General features: G+C 59.0%; 14 protein-coding genes and 1 pseudogene. 8 read left to right on the top strand and 7 right to left on the bottom strand.

Going from position 1 to position 24,077, the window contains the following annotated elements:
• Positions 1-7 precede the first annotated feature (7 nt).
• The 3 genes and pseudogenes from EHN06_RS01860 to EHN06_RS01850 all read right to left on the bottom strand — a co-directional run bounded on the left by EHN06_RS01860 (position 8) and on the right by EHN06_RS01850 (position 5,100).
• Positions 8-682 (bottom strand): ABC transporter ATP-binding protein, encoded by a 675-nt coding sequence (locus EHN06_RS01860; protein ID WP_127329648.1) that lies wholly within the window; start codon positions 680-682, stop codon positions 8-10.
• 16 nt (positions 683-698) lie between these two features.
• A pseudogene (locus EHN06_RS01855) lies at positions 699-3,865 on the bottom strand (efflux RND transporter permease subunit).
• A complete protein-coding gene (locus EHN06_RS01850) occupies positions 3,862-5,100 on the bottom strand; it encodes an efflux RND transporter periplasmic adaptor subunit (protein ID WP_127329646.1) in 1,239 nt (412 codons plus the stop codon). The pseudogene EHN06_RS01855 and the gene EHN06_RS01850 overlap by 4 nt, the downstream one beginning before the upstream one ends.
• Positions 5,101-5,199: 99 nt before the next feature.
• On the opposite strand from EHN06_RS01850, the gene EHN06_RS01845 reads away from it, so the two are divergent.
• Positions 5,200-5,649 (top strand): potassium channel family protein, encoded by a 450-nt coding sequence (locus EHN06_RS01845; RefSeq protein ID WP_127329644.1) that lies wholly within the window; start codon positions 5,200-5,202, stop codon positions 5,647-5,649.
• Here EHN06_RS01845 and EHN06_RS01840 read toward each other — a convergent pair.
• Both EHN06_RS01840 and EHN06_RS01835 read right to left on the bottom strand, forming a co-directional pair.
• Positions 5,646-8,876 (bottom strand): efflux RND transporter permease subunit, encoded by a 3,231-nt coding sequence (locus EHN06_RS01840; RefSeq protein WP_127329642.1) that lies wholly within the window; start codon positions 8,874-8,876, stop codon positions 5,646-5,648. The genes EHN06_RS01845 and EHN06_RS01840 overlap by 4 nt on opposite strands.
• Positions 8,873-9,922, bottom strand: a complete 1,050-nt coding sequence (locus EHN06_RS01835) for an efflux RND transporter periplasmic adaptor subunit (RefSeq protein WP_127329640.1) — start codon at positions 9,920-9,922, stop codon at positions 8,873-8,875. The genes EHN06_RS01840 and EHN06_RS01835 overlap by 4 nt, the downstream gene beginning before the upstream one ends.
• Positions 9,923-10,221: 299 nt before the next feature.
• On the opposite strand from EHN06_RS01835, the gene EHN06_RS01830 reads away from it, so the two are divergent.
• From EHN06_RS01830 to EHN06_RS01815, 4 genes are all read left to right on the top strand, one after another.
• Positions 10,222-13,266: a hypothetical protein gene (locus EHN06_RS01830; protein ID WP_127329638.1), complete on the top strand. Its 3,045-nt coding sequence runs from the start codon at positions 10,222-10,224 to the stop codon at positions 13,264-13,266.
• An 84-nt stretch (positions 13,267-13,350) separates the two neighbouring features.
• A complete protein-coding gene (locus EHN06_RS01825; protein ID WP_127329636.1) occupies positions 13,351-15,258 on the top strand; it encodes a DUF1302 domain-containing protein in 1,908 nt (635 codons plus the stop codon).
• A gap of 31 nt (positions 15,259-15,289) precedes the next feature.
• Entirely contained in the window at positions 15,290-16,654 is a 1,365-nt protein-coding gene (locus EHN06_RS01820; protein WP_127329634.1) for a DUF1329 domain-containing protein, read from the top strand.
• 114 nt (positions 16,655-16,768) lie between these two features.
• Complete coding sequence (locus EHN06_RS01815) at positions 16,769-18,895, top strand: EAL domain-containing protein (RefSeq protein WP_127329632.1); 2,127 nt, start codon at positions 16,769-16,771, stop codon at positions 18,893-18,895.
• Here the strand turns inward: EHN06_RS01815 and EHN06_RS01810 are convergent.
• Both EHN06_RS01810 and EHN06_RS01805 read right to left on the bottom strand, forming a co-directional pair.
• The gene (locus tag EHN06_RS01810) at positions 18,886-19,545 is read right to left on the bottom strand and encodes an energy-coupling factor ABC transporter permease (RefSeq protein ID WP_127329630.1); all 660 of its coding nucleotides are present in this window, start codon (positions 19,543-19,545) and stop codon (positions 18,886-18,888) included. The two genes, EHN06_RS01815 and EHN06_RS01810, sit on opposite strands and share 10 nt — an antisense overlap.
• 14 nt (positions 19,546-19,559) lie before the next feature.
• The gene (locus tag EHN06_RS01805; RefSeq protein WP_127329628.1) at positions 19,560-21,071 is read right to left on the bottom strand and encodes a diguanylate cyclase; all 1,512 of its coding nucleotides are present in this window, start codon (positions 21,069-21,071) and stop codon (positions 19,560-19,562) included.
• Positions 21,072-21,191: 120 nt separating this feature from the next.
• Between EHN06_RS01805 and cobS the strand changes: the two genes are divergently transcribed.
• The 3 genes from cobS to EHN06_RS01790 all read left to right on the top strand — a co-directional run bounded on the left by cobS (position 21,192) and on the right by EHN06_RS01790 (position 24,040).
• Positions 21,192-21,941, top strand: coding sequence for an adenosylcobinamide-GDP ribazoletransferase (gene cobS, locus EHN06_RS01800; protein ID WP_127334316.1), 750 nt, complete (start codon positions 21,192-21,194; stop codon positions 21,939-21,941).
• 63 nt (positions 21,942-22,004) lie between these two features.
• Positions 22,005-23,522 carry a DNA-3-methyladenine glycosylase 2 family protein gene (locus EHN06_RS01795; RefSeq protein WP_127329626.1) on the top strand — a complete coding sequence of 506 codons (1,518 nt, stop codon included), beginning with the start codon at positions 22,005-22,007 and terminating at the stop codon, positions 23,520-23,522.
• Positions 23,519-24,040, top strand: a complete 522-nt coding sequence (locus EHN06_RS01790) for a methylated-DNA--[protein]-cysteine S-methyltransferase (RefSeq protein ID WP_127329624.1) — start codon at positions 23,519-23,521, stop codon at positions 24,038-24,040. The genes EHN06_RS01795 and EHN06_RS01790 overlap by 4 nt, the downstream gene beginning before the upstream one ends.
• The last annotated feature ends 37 nt before the right edge of the window (positions 24,041-24,077 follow it).

The raw sequence follows: 24,077 nt of genomic DNA, 5'->3' as shown, positions 1-24,077 counted from the left end.
GGCGGGCTCAGGCTTCGGGCTGGTGCCCGAGGTCCAGGTGGTGATTGCATCGGGTGGCCAGTTCGATGTCGTGGGTGGCCAGGATCAGACCGCAGCCATAACGGGCCTGAAGATCAAAGAGCTGCCCGGTGACGTCTTCAGCAGTGTGACGATCGAGACTACCGGTCGGCTCATCCGCGAGGATCAGCGCAGGCTTCATGGCAAACACCATGGCCAGAGCGGCGCGCTGGCGTTGGCCGCCGGACACCTGATCCGGATAGCGGGCGGCAAGTTCACCGATACCCAGGCGCTCGAGCCAGTCCCTGCAGCCATCCTCATCCTGCCCCGCCAGCCGGACCCGCAGGCGGACGTTGTCCAGCAGCGACAGGGCGGGCATCAGGTTCGCTTCCTGGAAGACCACGCCGATCTGCTGCCGGCGCAGGCTCGCCCAGCGGGCTTCGGTCTGACGGCCAGCGTCACCATCAAAGGCTTCACCCAACACCGTCAACCGGCCTGAATCCGGTTGTTCCAGGCCGCACAGAATGCTGATCAGCGTGCTTTTGCCGGAACCGGAACGGCCCGTCAGCGCCAGTGATTCACCCTGTTCCAGAGACAGGGAAAGGTTGCTGAGCACCGACACCGGTTGATTGCCGCTGTGGAACTGTTTGTTCAGGCCTCGGGCCGAAAGCAAAGATGCCACCATGTGTTTCCTGTCAGGGTCAGTCAGGAGCGCTCAGGGGCTCGGCAACGGAACCCTGGCGCCGGGCCTGCCACTCACGAAACTGTTCGAGCCAGGACAGCAGTGCCGGAATAACCACCAGTACCAGCAATGTCGACAGCCCCAACCCGAAGGCAATGGAGGTGGCCATGGGAATCAGGAACTGTGCCTGCAGGGACGTCTCGAACATCAGAGGCAACAGCCCACCAATGGTGGTCAGCGAGGTCAGTATCACCGCCCGCATCCGCTGAACAACAGCTTCATTGAGCGCGTCGGTGATTCCCAGCCCTTTCTGTCGCTGCTGGTTATAGAACGCTACGAGAATAATCGCGTTATTGACCACAATGCCGGACAGACCGAACAGACCAAACAGTGACAGTATGGTCAGTTGCAGCCCCATCAGCCAGTGCCCCAGCAAAGCCCCCACCAGCGCGAACGGGATAATGGCCATCACGATCAGTGGCAGGCTCCAGGAGGCAAACACCCACGCCAGCACCACGTACATCAGCCCCAGACCAATCACCAGGCCGGTCTTCATGTCGGCCATGGTTTCCCGCTGGTCCGCCGACCGTCCTTCAAAGCTGTAGCGCACGTTGTAGCGGCTGGCAATGTCCGGTAGCGCCTCGGACTGTAGGCTTTCCAGTATCTGATCCGTGGTGCTGACCCGGGTATTCAGGCCCGATGTCACCTCAATCGACAGTTTCCCATCGGCGTGGCGCAGGGCCTGGAACCCCTGGCGGTGATCGAGGTTCATCACCTGGGTCAACGGCACAAAGCGCCCGTCCGGAACCCGCACAGTCATCCGCGAAAGGGTCGACAGACGCTCGCGCTGATCCCGGGGTAACTGCACACGGACTTCCACTTCATCCCGGCCGTCCTGATAGATCTGTGCAATCCGGCCATCGAACGCAGCCCTGAGTTGCCGGCCAAGATCCGCGGTGGTCAGCCCCAGGGCTTCGCCATAGGCGCTGACCTGATAGATCAGCTGCTCACGCCCCCAGGGCATATCGTCCTCAACATCCAGTACCCCTGGCAGCGTCGAAAGCGCCTGGATCAGTTCATCGGCGGCCCGTTTCAGGTTTTCCGCGTTTTCACCGGTCAGGCGAACGTTCACATCCCGGCCCGGCGGTCCTGCCTGACGCTCGGAAATGGTCAGATTGTCGAGTCCGGCCGGTGTCTCCAGCCGGCGGCGCCACTCGGTAATGAATTCGGGGTTGCGCACCGAACGACGGTCCGATGGCACCAGTTCCACCATCATGGATCCCAGCTCGTCGCCGCTGCGGGAGCTGCCTTCTGCGCCCTGAGTCGCGCCCTGGGTGGTGATCGCGTGAAGAATGAGATCCCCACCCAGGACCTCTTCGGTCTCATTAAGAGACCTCTGCATCTGGCTGAGAAAGTCGTCCACCGTTCCCCGGTCGGTGCCGGCAACAAAACTGGCATTGGCAAAGAAAACCGAAGGCTCCGGTGTCGGAAAGAAGTTAAACCCCAGCCGGCCACCAGCCAGCAGCCCGACGGTGACAATGGCCAGGGCAACCGCGCCGGCAACGGTGACGCCCCGGTGTTCCAGGCTGTGGCGGGAGAATCGACGAAACCGGCCTTCCCGGAACTGTTCAAAGCGCCGCTCAAAGCCTCGTCTGAAGCGCTCAATCGGGCCGGGCTGTTGCGGCCCGGATGCCTCCTTTTCCACTTTTTTCTTCCGGCGGGGAACGAACGCGTGTCGCAAATGGGCTGGCAGGACAACAAAACATTCCATCAGCGAGGCGACCAGCACACAGATCATCACCAACGGAATGTCACCAAGGATATTGCCGATCACCCCCCAACCACCAGCAGGGGCATGAAAGCCGCGACAGTGGTCAGGGACGACGCCAGTACCGGCCAGACCATACGTTTCGCCGCCCCTTCGGAGGCGTATATGGGTTCCTCTCCCATGCGGGCATGGGCATCGGCGTCTTCGCCAACCACAATGGCGTCATCAACGATGACCCCCAACGCCATGATCAGGGCGAACAGGGAAATCATGTTAATCGAGCCACCAATCAGCCAGAGCACCGCCATGGCCGCGAGGAACGCCGTCGGAATGCCAACAGCAACCCACAGGGCCACACGGCCCGGCAGGAACAGGTACAGCAGACAGATCACCAGCACCAGACCGCCCAGGCCGTTGGTCACCAGCAGGGAGATACGATCGTTCAGCAGTTGCCAGGTTTCATCGTAAACCTCCAGTTCGATGGTTGGCGGCAACAACGGCCGAGTATCCGCCAGCCAGTTCTCCAGAACCTTGGCCGCCGCCAGCGAGTTGCCGTTTTCCGCCCGCTGCAACTGAAGTTCCACCGCCGGTTTGCCATCCTGTTCCAGGGTCACCTGATTTTCCCGGGCTTCCTGCCGGATGATGGCAATATCGCCCAGATTCAGCTGAATGCGCTCACCGCTGAGCACGGGCAGGTTCTCGAACGCCTGGGGATTTCGGCGCTGCTCCACTGCCCGCAACTCGCGGGTGGCGTCCTGTTGCGCCATCATGCCCGCGGGCAAATCCCTTGATATGGCATCAACGCGCTCAGCAATCTGGTCCAGTGACAGCCCCAGCGCTTCCAGCCGTTCAACGGGCACATCAATACTGATCTGTTGCTCTGGCAGCCCGCGAATGGCTATCCGGTCAATGCCCCTTTGCAGCAGCTCATCTTCAAAACGGTAGGCCAGTTGCCGTAATTCACTGCGATCCATATCACCAGAGACCAGCAATCGCGCTACCGGCTCATAACGTTCCACCCGGGTAACCTGGGGCTCCTCCGCCTCAGCAGGCAGGTTGGTGAATTCGTCCACCTGCTGGCGAACGTCGTCCAGGGCCTGGATAGGGTTGGTATTTTCCTCGAATTCCAGAGTAATGGAGGACACCCCCTGGGCGGATGTTGACGTCATCTTTTTCAGACCATCAACACTGCGCAGGCGTTGCTCCAGAGGGTTGGTAATACCCTGCTCCACATCTTCAGCGGAAGCGCCACTCCAGACCACGCGAACGCTGACGATATCCAGGGCAAATGTAGGGAAAAACTGGATATTCATACGGGTCAGCGCCAGCACCCCACCCAGCAACATCACCAGCATCACCAGGTTGGCAGCAACCCGGTGATGAACAAAAAAGCCGATCACGCCTTTTCTGCGCCTCATTGCTCGATTGCTCCGGCATCCGCCACATCCACCTTGAGGCCAGTAACCGCATTAGGCAGGTGTGTGGTGATCAGGTAAGCGCCGGAAACAAGCGCTTCACCGGACACCAGCAACTGGCGCTCACCATTGCGGCCCCGGGCTTCACCAATCCGATCGACCTTCACTCGTTGCATCCGGCTGTCAGGCGTCATCAGGTAGACGCTATCAGCGCCGTAAAGCGCGCTGAATGGAATCGCAACGGACGTGTCCCGGGCAGCCCGCTCCAGGGTCACCTGCAGCAGCCCACCCGGCCGGAGCCCCCCCGGTTCTCCCTCAAGTTCCAGAATGACTTCGGTGCCGGACGGATCGCTGGTACCGGCAAAACGGGTCAGCCGGAACCGATGCTTGCCGTCGGTACTGGCAGCCCTCAAGGTCTCGCCACGGTCCAGAGCATCCAGCAGTTCGGCCCGAAATACCTCCGGCACCCGCGCCCTGAGTTCAAGGCCATCAACGGGATACAGCGACAACAGGGGTTCGTTCCGGCTGACCTGATCACCACGGGCCACCTGAATGCCGGTCACGATGCCGTCGAAGGGGGCAACCATCCGGGCACGCCCGGCATCCCGTCGGGTGCTGTCGAGGTTAGCAGAGGCCTGGGCCAGCTTTGCCTCAAGGCTCTGCAAGCGGGCCGGATGCTCCTCGATCGCCCGTTGCCGGGTGTTCACCGTCAGCTCCGCCCGGGCAGCGGCATCGGTGGCGGTTTCCAGCGCCTCGCGGGACGCAAGGTTGCGGTTGACCAGTGACCGTGTTCGCTCCAACTGCCGGCGGGCATTATCAAGAATGGCCCGCTCACTTCCCAGTGCTACCTGATCGTTCCGGTAGCGTACCTGCTCCGAACGAATCTGCGCCTCCAGATCCACCACCTGAGCCTCGGCCTGGGCCAGCACCGTGCGAATATCAGCGTCATCGAGAGCCACCAGAAGATCGCCCTCATTCACCCGCTGCCCTTCGGTCACCGGCCGCTCTCCGATTCGGCCGGCCAGCGTCGCAGTAACCGTCAGCTGCTCCGGCGCCACAACTTCGCCATACAGGGGCAACACCGGTGTATGGGTGCCGGGTTCAATCCGCTGTACCTGAACACGCCAGCTACGTTCCGTGGCGCTGACCTCCGCAGGCTCCGGGCGGGTCAGCTTAAGCAACAGGAAGCCGGCGATACCGACAGCAATAATCAATACAGGAATGAGTCGTTTGGACATTACGTGCTGGCCAGCTAATGTGATTAAAGCCTTTGGGCTGATGACATCAAACTACTATACAATCAGACCAACCCCACGATTCCGCGGAGAACGGCACCCTTGGAAGCAACTGAGAACATCGATCTCCTCAATGCGACCCTTATCAACGTATTCATTGTTGTCGTGGTGGTTGTCATTCACAACGAGGTTCTGATCCGTCTCAGCAGCCTGCTCTCGAGGATGCGCCAAAGCTATCACTTCCGCCTGATTGCCGGCGTGCTGGGTATTCTCGCTGCCCACACGTTTCAGGTCTGGATTTTCGCGACGGCCTTCTATTTCATGCACCATGCCGATACCTGGGGTGAGCTGGCTGGCAATTTCAGTGGCAGCCTGCTGGATTGTGTCTACTTCTCATTCACAACCTTCACCACGCTTGGCTATGGCGACATCGAGGCCCTGGGTATCCTACGCTTCCTGACGGGAATCGAGTCACTGACTGGTCTCGTACTGATCACCTGGAGCGCCTCCTTCCTGTTTGTCGAAATGCAGCGCTACTGGCCCGCCCGCTAGACCCACCTGCAACGTGCCAGAGTGTAGTACAGCAAAGGCACGACCAGAACGGTCAGCAAAGTGGACATGGCCAGACCAAAAATCAGCGATATCGCCAGGCCGTTGAAAATCGGATCGTTCAGGATAAAGTAAGCGCCTACCATCGCCGAGATGGCCGTCAGGGCAATGGGCTTGATACGTACCGCTCCGGCCAGAACCACCGCCTCGTCCAATTCCACCCCCTCATCAATCAATTGCCGGATAAACACCACCAGGAGGATCGAATTGCGCACGATGATGCCGGCCAGGGCAATCATGCCAATCATGCTGGTTGCGGTGAATTCACGCCCAAGTAGGGCATGGCCCGGCATGATTCCGGTAAGCGTCAGAGGAATGGGCGCCATGATCACCAGGGGCAGAATGTAAGACCGGAACTGGGCCACCAGCAACACGAAAATCATGAATACGCCGACACTGTAGGCGGCGCCCATGTCCCGGAACGTCTCGTAGGTAATCTGCCATTCGCCATCCCATTTCAGGGTGCCCTTTTCCGGCAACGGGGGCTGATCGATAAAGTACTGCTCCGGCGCGCCTTCCTGCCGGTTCAGGCGCTCCACCATGGCAAACATGCCGTACAGCGGTGAATCAATCTCGCCCGCCATGTCCGCTGTCACGTAGGTCACCGGGAGAAGATCCTTATGGTAAATAGCCCCCATCCAATCCGCCTCCACGACCTCGGCAATGCTTGCCAACGGGACCAGATATCCGTCGCGGCTGCGCACATTCAGTGATAACAGTACCGATGGCTGGGCCTTGTCGCCTTCGCCCAGAATCACCCGGATGGGAACCGGATACTTGGCGTGATCATCGTGCAGAAAACTGACGTTGGTTGCGCCAAGAACCGTCTGCAAGGACCCGACGACCTGGGCCTGGGAGACCCCAAGCCGTGCCGCGCGGTCCCGGTCCACCACCACTTCCCACTGCCGAGTGGGCGCTTCCAGGGTGGTGTCGATATCCACCAGACCGTCTACTTCGGTCATGCCCTCCGCCACTTGTCGGGCCAGCCCCGCCCGGCGCGATTCATCCACGGCGTAGATCTCGGCCACCAGCGGCGACAACACCGGAGGGCCGGGAGGTACTTCCACGATCTTCACGCTGGCACCATACCTGGCACCAATGGCCGTCAGCGGCTCCCGCAGGGACTGGGCAATATCATGGGACTGTCGCTCCCGGTTTTCCTCGTGAGTGAGGTTAATCTGAATATCTCCATGATAGGGATCTCCACGCAGGTAATACTGCCGCACCAGGCCGTTAAAGTTGATCGGCGAGGCGGTGCCGGCATAGGTCTGCCAGTTAGCCACTTCCTCTTGCGTTTCAAGGTAGCTACCCATTTCCATCAACACCCGTTGGGTCTGCTCCATCGGCGTGCGCTCAGGCATATCCACCACCACCTGCAACTCGGATTTGTTGTCGAACGGCAGCATTTTCAGAATCACCGCCTTAAACACCGGCAACGATGTAGCCGCGATCGTCAGACCAACCACCGCGAGTGCAAGCAAACGACGGCGCCAGGAATGCTCGCCGAGAAACGGCCCAAGCACCGTCCGGAAAATTCGCAGGGAGTGGGGACTGACACCTTCGGCTGAATTGGAAGCCTCATCGGCTTCCGCAGCCAGCTCACCTTTTTTGTGTCTGAGCAGACGGAAGGCCAGCCAGGGTGCTACCACAAAAGCAACAATCTGGGACAGCACCATACCTGCCGAAGCATTGATTGGAATGGGACTCATGTAAGGGCCCATAAGACCACTGACAAAGGCCATCGGGATCAGCGCCGCCATGATCGTGAGGCTGGCCATAATGGTGGGTGTGCCCACCTCATCCACCGCCACCGGGATGATGTCCTTCACCGCGTGACGGGAATTCTGGATCCGGCGGTTAATGTTTTCGGTGATCACGATGCCATCGTCCACCAGTATGCCGATGGAGAAAATCAGCGCGAACAGCGAGACCCGGTTGAGGGTAAAACCCCAGGCCCAGGAAAACACCAGGGTCAGCAACAGGGTGATCAGAACGGCCAGGCCCACAATCAGGGCCTGGCGCCACCCCATGGCTGCCAATACCAGCAGCACCACACACAGTGTGGCGGAAATCAGGTCCGTGATCAGTTTGCGAGCTTTCTGGGAGGCGGTTACACCATAGTCCCGGGTGACCAACACTTCCACCGACTCAGGCAGTGCCCGATTTCGCAACTGATCCAGGCGCTCCTCAATGGCCATGGTGATATTGATGGCGTTTTCGCCCGGCTTCTTGGCGATGGCCAGGGTAACGGCCGGATAAACCTCCCCAGGCTGGCCAGCCATGCCACTCTCATGTGCAGGCCCGAATCCAGTCATCACACTCCGATCCGCTACAGTGCCACCCCGGCTGACTTCCGCCACATCCTCCAGGTAAACCGCAGAGCCATTGTGCATGCCCACCACCAGGCGCCGGACATCACCTACCGTTTCCAGAAGCGTTCCGGCCTGAACCGGAATCGACACGTTGTCGCGGGTAATACGGGCCTCCTGGCTACTGGCGTTGGCCGCAGCCAGGGCATTACGGATGTCGTCAATGGTCAGGTTAAAACCAGCCAGCAACGCAGGATCAAAACGGATGTCGACACGATCAGGAATGCCACCGGTGGTGTAGACATCCCGGGTACCCGGAACCCGCTTCAGGGCCACTTCCAGCATATGCGCCAGGCGGGTCAGTTCCTCGCCCGTGTGGCCGTTCACCGGATCGTAAAGGGGCAGCGTCATCACCGGAACATCATCAATCCCCTTGGGCTTGATCACCGGTTGGCTGGCACCCAGATTGGCTGGCAACCAGTCCTGATTCGAATACACCTGGTTATAGAGCCGGACCAGTGCTTCCTGACGAGGTACGCCCACCTCAAACTGCACCGTGATCACCGCCCGGCCCTGACGAGACACCGAGTAGACGTGCTCCACACCCTGGATCTCGCTCATCACCTGTTCAGCAGGCGTGGCTATGGCGCTTTCCACCTCGCGGGTGCTGGCACCGGGAAATGCCACCATAATATCGGCCATGGTGACGTCAATCTGGGGCTCTTCCTCTTTCGGGGTGACCACCACGGCCAGCACGCCCAGAATGATCGCCAGAATGGCAAGCAATGGCGTGAGGTGATTGTCCTGGAAAACCCGGGCAATGGCTCCGGACGGGCCAACGGGCGGCAAATCACGGCTCACGGGTTCGACTCCTGACCCGCTTCTTCAATCAGATTCAGTCGATCACTGCCTACCAGTTCGGAAGGATTGGTGACCACCCGTTCACCTTCACTGAGGCCGGCGAGGATCTCAAGCTGGCCATTGTCCCTGACGCCGGTGCGCACCTGACGAAGCCGCGGCCGGTCCTGATCATCAAGCACAAACACCGCCCTAAGCTCACTGCGCTGAATTAGACTGCTGGCCGGAATCCACAGCGCCTCGCGCCAGGCAACGGGCACACCGACTTTGACCAGCATGCCAGGAAACAGCGAGCCATTGGGTTCGCTGAGGCGCATCCGCAGGCGGAAGGTGTGGGTTTGCGGATCGGCATAGGGATAGAAGGTCATCTCACCCGTTTCCAGCACCCTGCCATCGGCAAGAGTGACCGTTGCCTGGCGCTCGGTGCGCGCCAGTTCCGCGTATTTCTGTGGCAGGTCAACCACGACCCGAAGCTGCTCCAGGGAAAGCCCGCTGAGCAGGGGCTGGCCGGGATTCACGGACTCCCCCACCTCCACATGGCGCTCAGTGAGGATGCCTCCGTAGGGCGCCACCACGCGAGTATAGGACAGCTGCTCCTGTGCCTCGGAAACCGCACCTTTGGCTCGATCCACCCTTGCGCGGGCAGCGGCGAGGTTGTTACGGGCCTGATCGAACTCCTGACGGGAAACCAGCCCCCGCTCGTGAACCGCTTCAATGCGTTCAAACCGTTGACTTGCATCCGACAAAGCCGCCTCAGCCTCTTCCAGCCCGGCCTGGGCCTGGCGCAATCGGGAGCGTTGCTCACTGTCCTCCAACTGGACAATCAGGTCGCCGGCGGCAACGGAGTCGTCAACGTCGAATGGCAGTCTTTGCACTGTGCCGCTGGTCTGGGCAGAAACTGTGCTCTGCTGAACGGCTTCGATAACACCATCGAGATAAAGGGTTTCATGGAACGAACGTTGCTCGACCCTTTCAAACGCAGGTTGTGTGACTGCCGGCGCAGGCACTATGAGTAACAGAGCGACAAAAAGGCGACCAGGATAGCGCATGCCGGCCTCACAGAAGGTTATATGGTTATTCACTTCTGGCCTGAGCTTAACAGGCAGTTGCAGTCATGACATTGAGTATGGACAAAAAAAACCGGATGGAGGAGCTGACTCCACAGAGAATTCAATGAACCCCGTCGGCTACCCTGTGAGCGTTGAACCGGCCAGTCCTGCAACAAGGCAAATAAAGCCCTCTACAAAAATCGTATTGACTTTTTTTGGAACCTTTCCTTTCAAACAGTCGTTTAGTCTGACAAGGGTCGACAGACCCTAATGACAATAACAATCGGAAAGGTACAGACATGGTCAATATTAAAAAAACATCGCTCCTGGCGGTTGTTGCAGGAAGTACCGCGCTTGCGGGATGCCTCGACAGTGGCGGCCAGACCAGCAAAAATGCCGACCCGATCTATGAGATCGACAACCCCAATCATCCCAGTGACGGCACAAAACCCATTTTCCGGCCTCTGGACACCGCGTTCCCGCTGCCCAGTGATCCGCTGTTTTTCCTGAACCCGGAAAACGACGGTACCATGCTGAACGGTACCGATCCTGCTAACCCGGTCACTACTGGCCTCGGCTTTGTTGATGGTAACTCCATCCTGGCGCCGTTTGACGTCAAAATCAGTGGCAGCCTGGATCCGAATCAGACACTGGACGCCCGCGCCTTTGTTGAAATCGATGGCGAAGTGGTTCCCAACCCGGATCAGAACGTTTTTTTACTGGAAATCGAGTACCCCACTGGCGATAGCATCTTCCAGCAACAACGGGAAGTGGGCGGCGTCGTCGATGCCGAGAAATATCGCCACGCCAAGCGCCTCGAAGAACAGGGCGATACTGCGGCCGCCGATGCCCTCTACCAGGAACTGCTGGAACAGCGCGTACGCATCGAGATTATTACCGTTGACGCTAACGGCCCTGCTGGTGCCGCCGGCGGTTCAGCCAACAACGCTATTCGCATCCTGCCGGTCAAGCCACTGAAGCCGAAAACCAAGTACGCTGTGGTACTGAGCAACGACATCGTGGACAAGGATGGCGAACCACTGGTCCAGGAGCTGCGCTTCGAAACCGCCTCCAATCCCGAGTTTGTTCTCAGCAACCCGGCGCTACAGCCATTCCGGGATTCGATGCTGCCGGCGCGAGCCTTTGGCTCCGACTTCTTTGATTTCAAACGCGAGACACTCAGCGAGCTGGGCCGTAGCGCCGCAGGCATTCCCACATTCGACGATGTCACGTTCGCCATCAGCTTCACCACCACCGCAGTGGAAGACGTGCTCCTGGCCAACGCCGCACCAGCCGCCTGGTTCCGCAACCACTTGCTCACCGATCGTAAGCAATCGGTCCTGAATGCGCTGATCGACGGAGATTTCAATCTCTCCGACCAGCCACTCAGCGGCGCCTCCGCCGAAGATCAGCAGATCAACTCTCGCATTTTCGAGCTGCTTACTGACGACAGCTATCGTCTGTTCGACGCCGAGCTCGCGAACATCCTGACCGAAGCCAATGAAGGCGGCATGGCCGTACTCTATGGCGATCTGGTCGCCTCCGAGGACGATGACCGTCGGCTGGCGTTTATCCTGCAAGACACAGCGACCCAGGCCGTGGAAGATGTGGTCGATGTCTCCGCTCAGGCAGATCAACTGGCCGCCAATGCCTCGGATATCCTGGACACTCCGAAGCCCAGGGACACCCGTTTCTTCAGTCAAAAGGAAGGCGGGGAGGTCAATCCGGCACTGGAGCAGACAGCAGCAGATCTGGGGATCACAGAGGTCAACGTCAACATCCAGGTCTACGAGGGGGAAATCACCCTTCCTTATTTCCAGTCCACACCAGAGGGCACTGACGGCACCCCGCTACAGACCGACAGTTGGCAAGTAGCCGATTTAAGCGATGGTGATAGCCTGCCTACCGCAGCGTCCGACCGCATCACTTATCGCTTCCCGTTCGCGGGAAAGAATGCGGATACCAAAGTTCCAATTGTAGTTACCGCGCCCGATGCCGACTTCAGTGGCACCGGCCCTTTCCCTGTCATTATCTATCAGCACGCAGCCACGACGGACCGCTCCGCGATCCTGCCCATGGGCACGGCAGCGGGTTTGCTGTGTATTGCTGACGGCAGTTACGACTGCTTCGTCACCATCGGCATTGACCAGCCCCTGCACGGCATATTCGATGAAGGCATTGTCAGTGCCCGGGACGAGGAAAACGGCGTACCCGGTATGATTCCGATTACCGAACAGGCCGGCGCGTCCGCAGACGCCACTGAGCGCCACTTCGGATTTGCCCTCAACGCTAGCCGGCAGGCCGTTACGGCCGACCAGGTGGAAGCACCAGCCTCAGGTGACCTATTCCTAAACTTCACCAACTACGCCAACACGCGGGACAACATGCGCCAAGGCACCCTGGACCTGTTGAACCTGAATGCGTCACTTCAGGCCATTGAAGATGCCATCAATGCCTGCAATACAGCTGGCGACTGTGCCAATGGCATCGATTTTGACACCAGTCGGGTGTACTTCCTGAGCCACTCACTCAGCGGTATGGGCGGCGTTCCCTTCCCGGTCGTCAACAATCTGGCGTCAGCATCCAATACCAACCTGACGCCAATCACTGCTTCCAACATTTTCAACTCTGGCGGTCAATTCACACGTCTGGTGGAGAACTCCCAAAATGTGGCGCCACAACTGTTGCCAGTTCTGGATGCTGCATCCGGCGGATTGCTCGCCCAGGGACGTACGGAACTGAATATTTATTTCAACGTATTCCAGGCCCTGCTCGATTCGGCGGACCCAACGGCCTTTGCTCCTATGCTTGAGGGTACCAGCACGTTGCTGACTTCCATTGTTGGCGTTCCGGGAGATCCCGACCGACCTACGGACAACACCATCCCGAACGCAGCAGATGATGAGCTCTACGCCCTGGGGCCTCTGGAAACGGTCATTCCTGAGACTGGCTTTGAGATCAACAGCGAACCGGCGCCGCTGGCCGGGACCGATCCTGTAGCAGCGGCAATGGGAGCAGTCTCGACACCATTGGCCGGCGGCGGTTCCCCAGCCATCACCCGCTATCTGGAAGGCGCACACGGCAACCCGATTTCCGCCGGTCAGAAAGATGCCGAGGCGTTCAGCTCCAGCGCGGTATTCGACGAAATGGCCAATCAGATGCTGCGGCTGTTTACCGACGGCACCACCGAGGTCTTCAACCCCTGTGTCGTCCAGGATGCGGATACCACGGGTGTGGACTGTGAAGCGCAAAGCGACGCCGGCTCCGGTGATGACGGCTCCGGCGGTGGTGATGATGGTGGTGATGACGGTGACGATGGCGGACTCATCGGAGACCTGCTGTAACCAACGAAGCCGAAACACCGACCTCCGGGACCCGCAGCGCATCTGCCGCGGGTTCCCAAGAACAAAAGAATTGGAGCAGTAGTAATGACAACAACAAATACTTCTAGATTTAACCGAACACGGCTATCGCTGGCGACAGCTGCACTGTCGGTCATGGCATCTGCACCGGCGCTTGCCATCAACTTCGATGTTTATGGGATCGATGCCTCTTTCAGCACAACACTGACCGCCGGCGTCGGTATCCGGCTGGAGGACCAGGATCCAGATCTGATCTCCCAGGGCAACCTGGGACCGGAATTCGCCTACAGCGATACCGGCGCCTCGTCCAACAACTTTGACGACGGCAACCTGAACTTCGAAAAAGGCGACCCGTACTCACAGATCCTGCGTGGCCGCTCCGAGCTGTTCCTCGACTACAGCCCCGACAGTGACTATCTCACCCGTATCGGCGCCCTGGTGCGTGGCAGCTACTACTACGATTTCGAGCTCAAGGACAATGAGCGTGCCGTAGACCCGGTAGGACAACAGCGCAAACTCAATCCGGAAGCAAAAGACAATGCCGCCGGCGCGGACCTGCTGGATGCCTACATCTTTTCCGACTGGTACGCTGGCAACACGCCGGTGTCAGTGCGTTACGGCCGACAGGTGGTGAGCTGGGGTGAGAGCACGTTTATCCTTGGCGGCATCAATGCCACCAACCCCATCGACGTGCCAGCGTTTCGTGCCCCCGGCGCGGAGCTGAAAGACGTACTGCTACCGGTCGAAATGCTGTATACCTCAGTCGGCCTCACGCCCGAGATCAACCTCGAAGCCTACGTCCAGACCGAGTGGGAACCGTTCAAGATTGACGACTGCGGCACTTTCTTCTCCTCTGCCGACGTAGCAGCCGACGGCTGTGGACCAGTACTGCTCGCAGGCCAGGTACCCGATGCCCAAGCGTTCGAGGAAGGCTTCATTGCACCTCGCCGCGGAGACAAAGAGCCCGGCGACAAGGACCAGTTTGGCGCTGCCGTCCGCTGGTTCGTGCCGGCCCTCGATTCCGAACTGGGTTTCTACTACATCCGCTACCATAGCCGTCTGCCTTACATCAGCGGCGTGGTCAACAACCCGGAAAGTCCGACAGCAACCCAGATCAATGATCCCAACGAACCGTTTACCCGGTTCCCGAGCTATTTCATTGATTACCCCAAGGGCATCGACCTGTACGGCATCAGCATCAATACCACCCTGCCGACCGGCACCTCCCTGGGCGCCGAGTACAGCTTCCGTCCGGATATGCCAATCCAGTGGAATACCTTTGAACTGATATACGGCGGCCTGCAACAGCGCGGCCCGGACGGTCAGGTCATCAGCAAGCTGGAGCAGCGTGTCCAGGACGACAACCCCGACTTCAATTACGCCGGCAAGGCAATTGATGGTTATGACAACTACGACGTGTCCCAGGTCCAGGCCACGCTGATTCACTTCATCGACCGGGTACTCGGTGCAGGACGATTCATCATCGTAGCCGAGCTTGGCGCCACCTACGTACATGATCTGCCAGACAAGAGCGAAGCCCGCTATGGCCGGTCCGGCATTTACGGGGTAGGTCCGGTACCGTTGGATGGCGAATCCTTTTCCGGCGACTTCTGTAGTGAAGGCCCGGGTGACGAGACAACCAGGCTGAACATCAACCCCACCAACTGTAGATCGGACGGTTTCACCACCTCTTTCTCCTGGGGCTATCGCGCACTGTTCGCGCTGGATTATTCCAACGCCTTTGCCGGCATCAACCTGTTGCCAAAGCTGTTCGTCACCCACGACGTCAAGGGCTTTGCCCCGGACCCGGGCGGTAACTTCAATGAAGGCAACAAGTCGGTCAGTCTCGGCCTGGACGCCAACTACCAGAACAAATACTCCGGCTCGATCAGTTACACGAACTATTTCGATGGTGACTACAACGTCATTTCAGACCGGGATTTCATCTCAGCCAGTATTTCCTACTCATTCTGATTCATAGACCACAATCACAAAGGAGACACTTGTGAATACCTACAAAAAACACCTCATCGGTAGCGCCATCGCCGTCTCACTGTTCTCCTCGGGAGCAGCCCTCGCGGCTGTTTCCGCGGAGGAGGCAGCAAAGCTTGGCAATGAACTCACCCCCATCGGCGCCGAAAAGGCCGGTAACGGAGATGAAATTCCCGCATGGACTGGTGGACTGACATCACCGCCGGTGGAGCAGCCGCAGCAAGGTATTTACCCGGATCCGTTCCCGGAAGACGAGCGCCTGTTCGTCATCGACCAAAGCAACGTGGAAGAGTACAAGGATCGCCTATCCCCGGGTCAGGTGGCGACGATCAAGGCCTACGACGACTACTTCATTCCGGTCTACCAGACCCGGCGTACCGCTGCCTATCCGGATTTCATGATGGAAAAGGCAATAGAGAACGCCACCACGGTGTCCCTGACACCGGATGGTAATGGTCTGCAAGACTATGAAACCGGTGTTCCCTTCCCGATTCCCAAGAGTGGGGTTGAGGTGATCTTCAACCACATCACCCGTTATCGCGGTGGTTCCATTATCCGTAACGTTGCCCAGGTAACCCCCCAGGCAAACGGTGACTTCAGCCCGGTCAAATTCACCGAGCATCTGACCGACCGTGTCGCACTGGCAGATTATGAGCCGGGCCAGGATGACAACGTGATGTTCTACTTCAAGCAGATCATCACCGCGCCGTCGCGTCTGGCCGGCAACGTGCTGCTGGTTCACGAGACACTGAACCAGGTCAAGGAAGCACGTCGCGCCTGGCTGTACAACTCAGGCCAGCGTCGTGTTCGCCGCGCCCCCCAGGTGGCCTACGACGGGCCAGGTACCGCAGCCGATGGTCAACGTACTTCCGACAACCTCGACCTGTATAACGGCGCGCCGGATCGCTATAACTGGGAAATGATCGGCAAAAAGGAAATGTACATTCCGTACAACTCCTACAGACTGGGCGATCAGGATCTGAACTACGATGACATCATTCAGCCCGGCCACATCAACCCGGAACTGACCCGCTACGAACTGCACCGCGTCTGGCATGTGCGCGCCACCCTGAAGGATGGCGAGCGCCACATCTATGCCCAACGTGATTTCTACGTGGATGAGGATTCCTGGCAGATCGCCGTGGTTGACCACTACGACGGCAGGGGCCAACTCTGGCGCGTAGCCGAGGCGCACATGGTTCAGGGATACGATATTGGCGTACCCAGCTACGCCGCTGAAACCCTGTACGACCTGCTCTCCGGCCGCTACCTGGTGATGGGCCTGACCAACGAGGAAGATGACCCATACACCTTTGGCGTGAAAGCCCGCTCCAACGAATTCACCCCTGCCGCTCTGCGACGGGCGGGTGTTCGTTAACAAACACGCTTTCGGGATTCCCCCGACCGCAATAGGTAAAAAACCCGCTTCGAAGTCGAAGCGGGTTTTCTGTATTCTGGACACTGTCTGAGACCAGCTGCCAAGTGCCTTCATATGCCTGACTCGTCCAACCGTGACCATAATATCATCGACACCCGCGATCCCAGGCTGGCCCTGCTGGCTAGCCACACCCCCAATATGGTGATAATTACCGATGAAGCGGGGCGTTTTGACTGGGTCAATCCAAGTTTTGAGAAGCACACTGGTTATGCGCTCAACGAGCTCAGGGGGAAGCGAGTCGATGAGGTGCTTTTCGGGGAGGATACTGACCCGGAAACCGTCAAGCGTATCCGGCGCAAGTTGTACGAGAACTCAGAGTTTGAAGAGGATCTGCTTCAATATAGCCGTTCCGGATCCCCCTACTGGGTACACATCCATTGCTTCCCGATCGGACGTGACCAGGGGGTCAAACCTGGTTTCATCGCCATCCAGAACAATATCTCAGACCGCAAAAACAGCGAGCGGGGCCTGCGCATCGCCGCGAGCGTGTTTGATCGCAGCCATGAAGCCGTTCTGATTACAGATCACAACAATCGTATTCTGGACGTTAATCCTGCGTTCTCCCGCATTACCGGTTACAGCCGGAACGAGGTTCTGGGATTGAATCCGTCCATTCTCAGCTCTGGCCGCCACACCCCCGAGTACTATCGATCCATGTGGCACACGATAGAGCGGACAGACCATTGGCGTGGTGAAATCTGGAACCGTCGCAAAAACGGTGAGGAATATGCGGAGCTGCTCTCCATCAGCCGGGTGCACCTGGATCACCCCGGGCAGTTCTACCATGTCGCCGCGTTCTCGGATATTACGGCCCTCAAGAACCACGCGAAGGAACTGAATCGCGCGGCCAATTACGATGTCCTCACCGGCCTGCCCAACCGGCAGTTGCTCGAGGAACGATTAAGGACGGCACGATCACACGCAGACCGACTCCGTCGGGGGCTGTCAGTTTGTTATCTGGACCTGGACGGCTTCCATACCATCAATGAACGCTTTGGCCACGCCGCCGGGGATGAAGCCCTGAAGAGCCTGGCCGAACGTCTCACCCGAACGCTGAGAAGCGGCGATATCATTGCACGTATCGGTGGCGACGAATTTGTCATGCTGCTCCATAGTGACGCCACTGACCAGGTCTTTCAGCGCATTCTGGCCACCGTTGGCGACACCCTGACACTGAGAGGCGAATCTGTCACCCTGACCGGCAGCCTTGGTGTCACCCGTTATCCGGACGACAACAGCGATGCCGAGGGGTTGATTCGTCACGCAGACCAGGCCATGTACTCGGCCAAAGAGAAAGGCCGCAATCAGATCCATTTCTTTGATCCGCGTCTGGACGAGCATCGCCGCAAACGCAGAAGCCAGCTGATGGACATCACCCGGGCGCTTGAAAATGAAGAGTTTGAACTTTACTTCCAACCTCAGGTTCACTTGCCTGACGGTGCCATTACCGGTTTTGAAGCGCTGATCCGCTGGAATCACCCGGAACTGGGTTTGCTTGCCCCCGGATCGTTCCTGCCCGCCGTAGAAAACAGTCATCTCGAGGTACCGTTGGGGCAGTGGGTCGTCAAAGAGGCAATCCATCAGCTTAATCGTTGGAGACAAGCCGGTACAACTCTGTCCGTCAGTATCAATATCAGCGCCCAGCACCTGATGGATCGGAGTTTCGCAGATTTCATTGAAACCTATCTGCGACTCCACCCCGATCTCGACCCGGGCCTGATCACACTCGAGGTTCTGGAATCGACTGCCCTGGAGGACACTCAACGGGCCAGCAACGTTCTCAGCCGATGCCGGTGTCTTGGCCTGCGAGTCGCACTGGACGACTTCGGAACCGGATTTTCATCGCTGACGTACCTGCGAACGCTCCCGGTAGACATGATCAAGATTGACCAGAGCTTCGTCTTCAACATGCTGGAAGATGCCAGTGACCGGGCCATTGTGGAGAGCGTTATTTTCCTTGCCCAACGCTTTGCCCATCCGGTATTGGCAGAAGGCGTTGAAACCATGGACCACGCCCATGCGCTGCAGCATATGGGATGTAACTTTGTTCAGGGTTACGGTATCGCCCGACCCATGCCAGCCGGCGACGTTCTGGATTGGGCCCGGCAATGGCAGCAGGTCCGGGACGAAGAAGGTGCTGACTCCCAACGTAATCCAGCCTCAAGCTTTGTTCAGCGGTAGCGCCTCTGCTCAAGGGTGGTTAGCCGGTCTGGGTGAAAGACCATCAGGCCGGTGACAATCGCACCATTTACAAAGCCTTCCGGCAACGCAAACAACGGCAGATAGCGGATGTACTCGTGAACCAGCTCGCGGAACTCATAGACTCCGGCGGTCCACAGCATCAGACACATCACCAGGCCGGCACTGGCCACAGCGATACCTGCACCGAAAAACCCGCAGAAAAAAATGTAGGCAAAAAAGTTGCGGAAATTCATCCGGCGTTCCCACAACATGATGCCGTGACTGACCAGGGCGGGCACCATAACCGCCACCAGCCCATTGGCGGCAAACATGATCAGCGGCTCACGCCCGGTAATCACCGTAATGATCAGGGCCAGCAGTCCGGCCAGCACGGCCAGCCCCCAACCCAGCATCAGGGTAACGACGGTCATGCCAAAAATATGGATGGACAATCCCGGCGAGATACCTGCGCGCATTTGCCAGACAAAGCCCAGGACAACCGCCGCCCCAAAAAACGAATGCTGCAGGGAATTATCCTTGCGGAAACCCGGCCAATCCACCTGACGGATGGCCAGTCCCAGAACAACAAGGAACAGTAGAGCAGTAATCATCCATTGGGTAGCCGACAGCAGATTGTCCGTCATGCCCATCGCAGGCTTGCCTCTTAACGATAAGTCCCTGATGCATCAACAAAGCAATCCCTGCCCGCCTGTTTCGCCAGATACAGATAGCGATCGGCCTTGCCAATCACCGGATCCGGACTCGAGGGTATTCGGGGCAGCTCGGTGACCGCAGCAATTCCGGCACTGACGGTGACCTCGATGGGAGTCCCCTCGAACTCGAAGTCGTGATCCCGAACCGCCTGCAGGATCCTGGCCACCATACGGCCGACGTCGTCGGATTGCTCCAGCGAATACGCCACCACGAACTCTTCACCACCAAATCGGGCAACCACATCCATGCCACGGGTTTGTTGCTCGAGGATACCGGCAATCTCGGTCAGTACATAATCGCCCGCGAGGTGTCCCAGCGTATCGTTTATCTGCTTGAAGTGATCGATATCAAACATGGCTATCGCAAATGTTTCCTGGCTCCGGGAGGCCCGCCCGAGCATCTCATACAGCCGGGGCATCAGATAACGGCGGTTATGCAGTCCGGTCAGTGGATCACGAATGGATTGGCTCAGCAGCTTCTGCTCCAGGTTGTGGCGCTCCAGGGCGCCGGACAGCAATCCGGAAACAATGATCAGGAGATCCCCCTGATCCTCCCGCCAGCGTCGTTGCCGCAGCGAGTCCACCCCGAAAAAACCGGTCACCCGCCCACGGACCTTCACCGGCACAGCAAACATGGAGCAAACGCCCCGTCGTTCCAGCAATTCCCTCTCCCCGGCGGCAATATCAGGTAATTCAGATGCGTCGGGTATAAAGACAACCTTATTGTGACTCACCATTCCGCCAATCTGCTGCTGCCACCACTGATAACACCCGATGTAGACACTTTGCTGCCTGTCAAGCAGGGCGGAGACGCCAGGACTCACCCACTCATGGGTATTGGCCATAAACTGGTAGTTGTCCGAGAAGGTAAACAGATAGGCACGATCAACTCCAAAGAACTGACCAATTTTTTTCAGCAGCTCGTTGATACACTCATCGATGGTTCCGAAATGCAGGTTGATGAATTCCTTGGACAGGTTGGCAATCAGCTTCTGGAAACCGGCCTGATAGGAATGCTCCGCTTCACTCTCACGCAGTGTCTGTTCCAGTTCCTTGTATTGCTGGATATTGTGAAACTGACCGTACCACAGGGTGCTGCCATCACTCTGACGTTCCGGTATGGAGTGGCCTTCAAACCACTGGTATTCTCCGGACGTGAGCCTTAGCCTGGCACCGTGCTTCCACGTCGTCAGATTACGGGCGGAGGCCTGGATACTTTCCCCCACGCCGGCCAGGTCATCCGGATGAATGATGCCAAAAACCGCATCGGCACTTTTCTGCAGTGCCTTGGGTTCCAGTCCGAACCAATCCGTCACCCGCCGGCTAATATAGGGATAACGATGTTCACTGCCATCAGCACTCAACCAGTAGGTGTAGATAATGCCGGGCAGGCTGGCGGTCAACTTATTGTAAAAATCTGGCGAATTCTGCTCTGCACCATCGCCATCCTGTTGAATATGCATAAAACTGCGTGACTCCTCTCAAGGGAGCCGTTTCCGGCGACCTACAAAAAAAGTGTAGAGTATGGCAACAAATCCCGCGAGCATGCACCGGAGCAGCATTTGAGCACCCCTACAAAGCCAATGTCCCGTGAATGGCAGGCCTTCTGGCTGGCGATCGGTTTCCTGACCCGGGTACCGATGCTGATCCAGATCGATTATTCACAACGCCTGATGAACCAGAGCAGCCTCTATTTCCCGATAGTCGGCCTGTTCCTCGGTGTATGCTATGCCGGCACCTACACCTTGTTGACCCTTGCCTTCAGCCCCCTTACCTCGGCCTTGTTAGTGGTCATCCTCCACCTGTGGCTGACAGGGGCCTTTCACGAAGACGGCCTGGCGGACAGCGTGGACGCACTGGGTGGCGGGCATACCATCGAAAAGCGCCTTGAGATCATGAAGGACAGCCGGATCGGTACCTACGGCACCGTGGCACTGGTGATGGCGCTGGCTCTGAAAGTCGCCCTGCTGACGGAGGTAAACCCCACCTGGCTGGCGCTCTTGGCTGCGCCTATGGTGGCTCGCCTGACACCACTGCTGATCATGGGGTATCTGCCCTACGTGACCGACCCGGACAAGAGCAAAAGCAAACCGGTCGCCGACGGCTTTTCACGAGCCCGGTTGACGATTGCTGCAACCTTCACGGTTTTTGCGTCCCTGGTTCTGACTGTGTTTGAACCCTGGCTATTGTTGTGGGGGCTGTGTGCGACGCTTGGCGTTGCCCTGGTTTGGGGAGGCTACCTGCGCAGCCAATTGGGCGGCTACACCGGCGATAGTCTGGGTGCCAGCGTAGTGTTTTCAGAACTGGTCCTGCTACTGGGCCTGGCCATCTGACTGTGGAATCATAAGTTCCGGATTCGGCGAGTTTCCCCGGCCAGCACTGGTACACTGTCAGTCATGGACACACTGACCGATGACCTCTGCTATCAGGCGCTGAAAACCCGGGATGCCCGTTTCGACGGTCGCTTCTACACCGCCGTACTGACCACCGGTATCTTCTGCCGCCCCATCTGCCCCGCGGTGACACCCAAGCGGGGTAATGTGCGCTTTTACCCGTCGGCGGAAGCCGCCATGGCTAACGGTTTCCGCCCCTGTCTGCGCTGCCGCCCGGAAGCGGCCCCTGGCAGTCCGGCGGCGGCCGGGGTACACACCACATTGGCCAGAGCCGTGCGGCTGGTGGAGGAAGGCGCCCTGGACACCGGCTCGGTACCGGATCTGGCGGAACGCCTGGGTATCACCGATCGTTACCTGCGCCAGCTCTACAAGCGCCACACCGGTGTAACACCCCAGCAGCATGCCCAGGCCAGACGCCTTTTGCGGGCGCGGCAGCTGATTGTGGACAGCAACCTGAGTATGACCGAAATCGCCGATATTGCGGGTTTTGGCAGCCTGCGCCGCTTCAACCACACGCTGAAACAGGCCTATGGCGATGCCCCGACCGCCTATCGCCGCGGCCTCAGACAGCCGGCGGGGAACACCACCCGCCACCGGCCTGATGCCCCCTTCAAGCCGGCCCGCGATGATCTCGTCCTGTTCCTGCAGGCACGCCCGCCCTTTGACAGCGATGCACTGCTGGCTTTCTTCCGTGCCCGTGCCGTTCCCGGACTGGAAGCGGTTGGAGAGGATTATTACGCGCGCGCACTGCACATCCGCGGACAATCGGGACTGATGATCTGCCGCCCGCGCACCGACCAACCGGGGCTACAGGTCATCCTCCGGGGCCCGGCACGACAGGCCATCCTGGAGGTCAGCGCACGGGTGCGCCGGCTGTTCGACCTGGACGCCGACCTGCCGACCATCGCCGACCATCTGGCCCGTGATCCAATGCTGCATCCCGTAGTCACACGACATCCCGGCCTGCGGGTACCCGGTTGCTGGGATCGGTTCGAGTTCGCCATGCGGGCTATTCTGGGCCAGCAGATATCCGTGGCCGCCGCCCGTACCCTCGCCGGCCGGATGGTCGCCGGCTATGGCGTCGCTCTTCCCGAAGAACTGGTGGAAGGTACCGGAATTACCCACCGATTCCCGGAGCCGGAAGATCTCGCGGGCCAGCCCCTGAGCACGCTGGGACTGCCCCGAAGCCGGGCGGAAACCCTGGCCCGGGTCATCACCCGGTTTGCCGAACCCGGCTTCGCCGAGCTGGACGGTAACACGCTGCTGGAACAACTCGCGACCTTACGCGGTATTGGCCCCTGGACCCTCAACTATCTGGCCCTGCGGGGCCTGGGCGATCCGGATGCCTTTCCGGCCAGCGATCTGGGCATCCTCAAGGCGACAGCCCAGCTTGGCGGTCCAGCGGACCCCAAAAGCCTGATCCACCATGCCGAACGCTGGCGGCCCTGGCGGGCCTATGCTGCACAGTACCTCTGGGCCGAGCTGGCCACTCATTCACTCCGGCAGGAGACAACAGTATGACAACACAGATCAATGTCAGCCGCTTTCCCAGCCCCGTTGGCCCTCTGAGCCTGGCCACGGTGGAGGACAAACTGGTGCACCTGGATTTCGACGGTAACGAAGAGCGCATGCACACCCTGCAGGCCCGGCGGTTCCGCCATCCGCAGTGGCGGGAACGGCCACAGTCCGCCCCCAGGGCGATTACCGAATGGCTGGAGGCCTACTTCGCCGGGGAGCTCCGGCCCCTGCCGTGGGAACAGATCCGACTCACCGGTACCGACTTTCAGCAATGCGTCTGGCAGGGACTGACCGGGATTCCGGCGGGCGAACATCGGTCCTACAGCGCCCTGGCCGAAACCCTCGGCAACCCCAGAGCAGTTCGCGCCGTGGCCCGGGCCAATGCCCTCAACCCGGTGGCGATCCTGATTCCCTGCCACCGGGTGATCGGCGCCAACGGCACCCTCACCGGGTACGCCGGCGGCCTGGAGCGCAAAGCCTGGCTGCTCGACCATGAGGCAAAGAACCTGAAGCTCGTTTAATCCAGTGGGGCTGGGCATTTACATCGATAACGGCCAC

Origin of the sequence: Marinobacter sp. NP-4(2019) (assembly GCF_003994855.1) — a bacterium.
GTDB lineage: Bacteria > Pseudomonadota > Gammaproteobacteria > Pseudomonadales > Oleiphilaceae > Marinobacter.
The sequence above is the reverse complement of the archived record's forward strand: the minus strand, read 5'-3'. Positions and strand labels throughout refer to the sequence as shown.

Coding starts and splice junctions, on each gene's coding strand:
- EHN06_RS01860 (WP_127329648.1), bottom strand. CDS start 682: ATGGTGGCATCTTTGCTTTCGGCCCGAGGCCTGAACAAACAGTTCCAC.
- EHN06_RS01850 (WP_127329646.1), bottom strand. CDS start 5,100: ATGTCCAAACGACTCATTCCTGTATTGATTATTGCTGTCGGTATCGCC.
- EHN06_RS01835 (WP_127329640.1), bottom strand. CDS start 9,922: ATGCGCTATCCTGGTCGCCTTTTTGTCGCTCTGTTACTCATAGTGCCT.
- EHN06_RS01830 (WP_127329638.1), top strand. CDS start 10,222: ATGGTCAATATTAAAAAAACATCGCTCCTGGCGGTTGTTGCAGGAAGT.
- EHN06_RS01825 (WP_127329636.1), top strand. CDS start 13,351: ATGACAACAACAAATACTTCTAGATTTAACCGAACACGGCTATCGCTG.
- EHN06_RS01815 (WP_127329632.1), top strand. CDS start 16,769: ATGCCTGACTCGTCCAACCGTGACCATAATATCATCGACACCCGCGAT.
- EHN06_RS01810 (WP_127329630.1), bottom strand. CDS start 19,545: ATGGGCATGACGGACAATCTGCTGTCGGCTACCCAATGGATGATTACT.
- EHN06_RS01805 (WP_127329628.1), bottom strand. CDS start 21,071: ATGCATATTCAACAGGATGGCGATGGTGCAGAGCAGAATTCGCCAGAT.
- cobS (WP_127334316.1), top strand. CDS start 21,192: ATGTCCCGTGAATGGCAGGCCTTCTGGCTGGCGATCGGTTTCCTGACC.
- EHN06_RS01795 (WP_127329626.1), top strand. CDS start 22,005: ATGGACACACTGACCGATGACCTCTGCTATCAGGCGCTGAAAACCCGG.
- EHN06_RS01790 (WP_127329624.1), top strand. CDS start 23,519: ATGACAACACAGATCAATGTCAGCCGCTTTCCCAGCCCCGTTGGCCCT.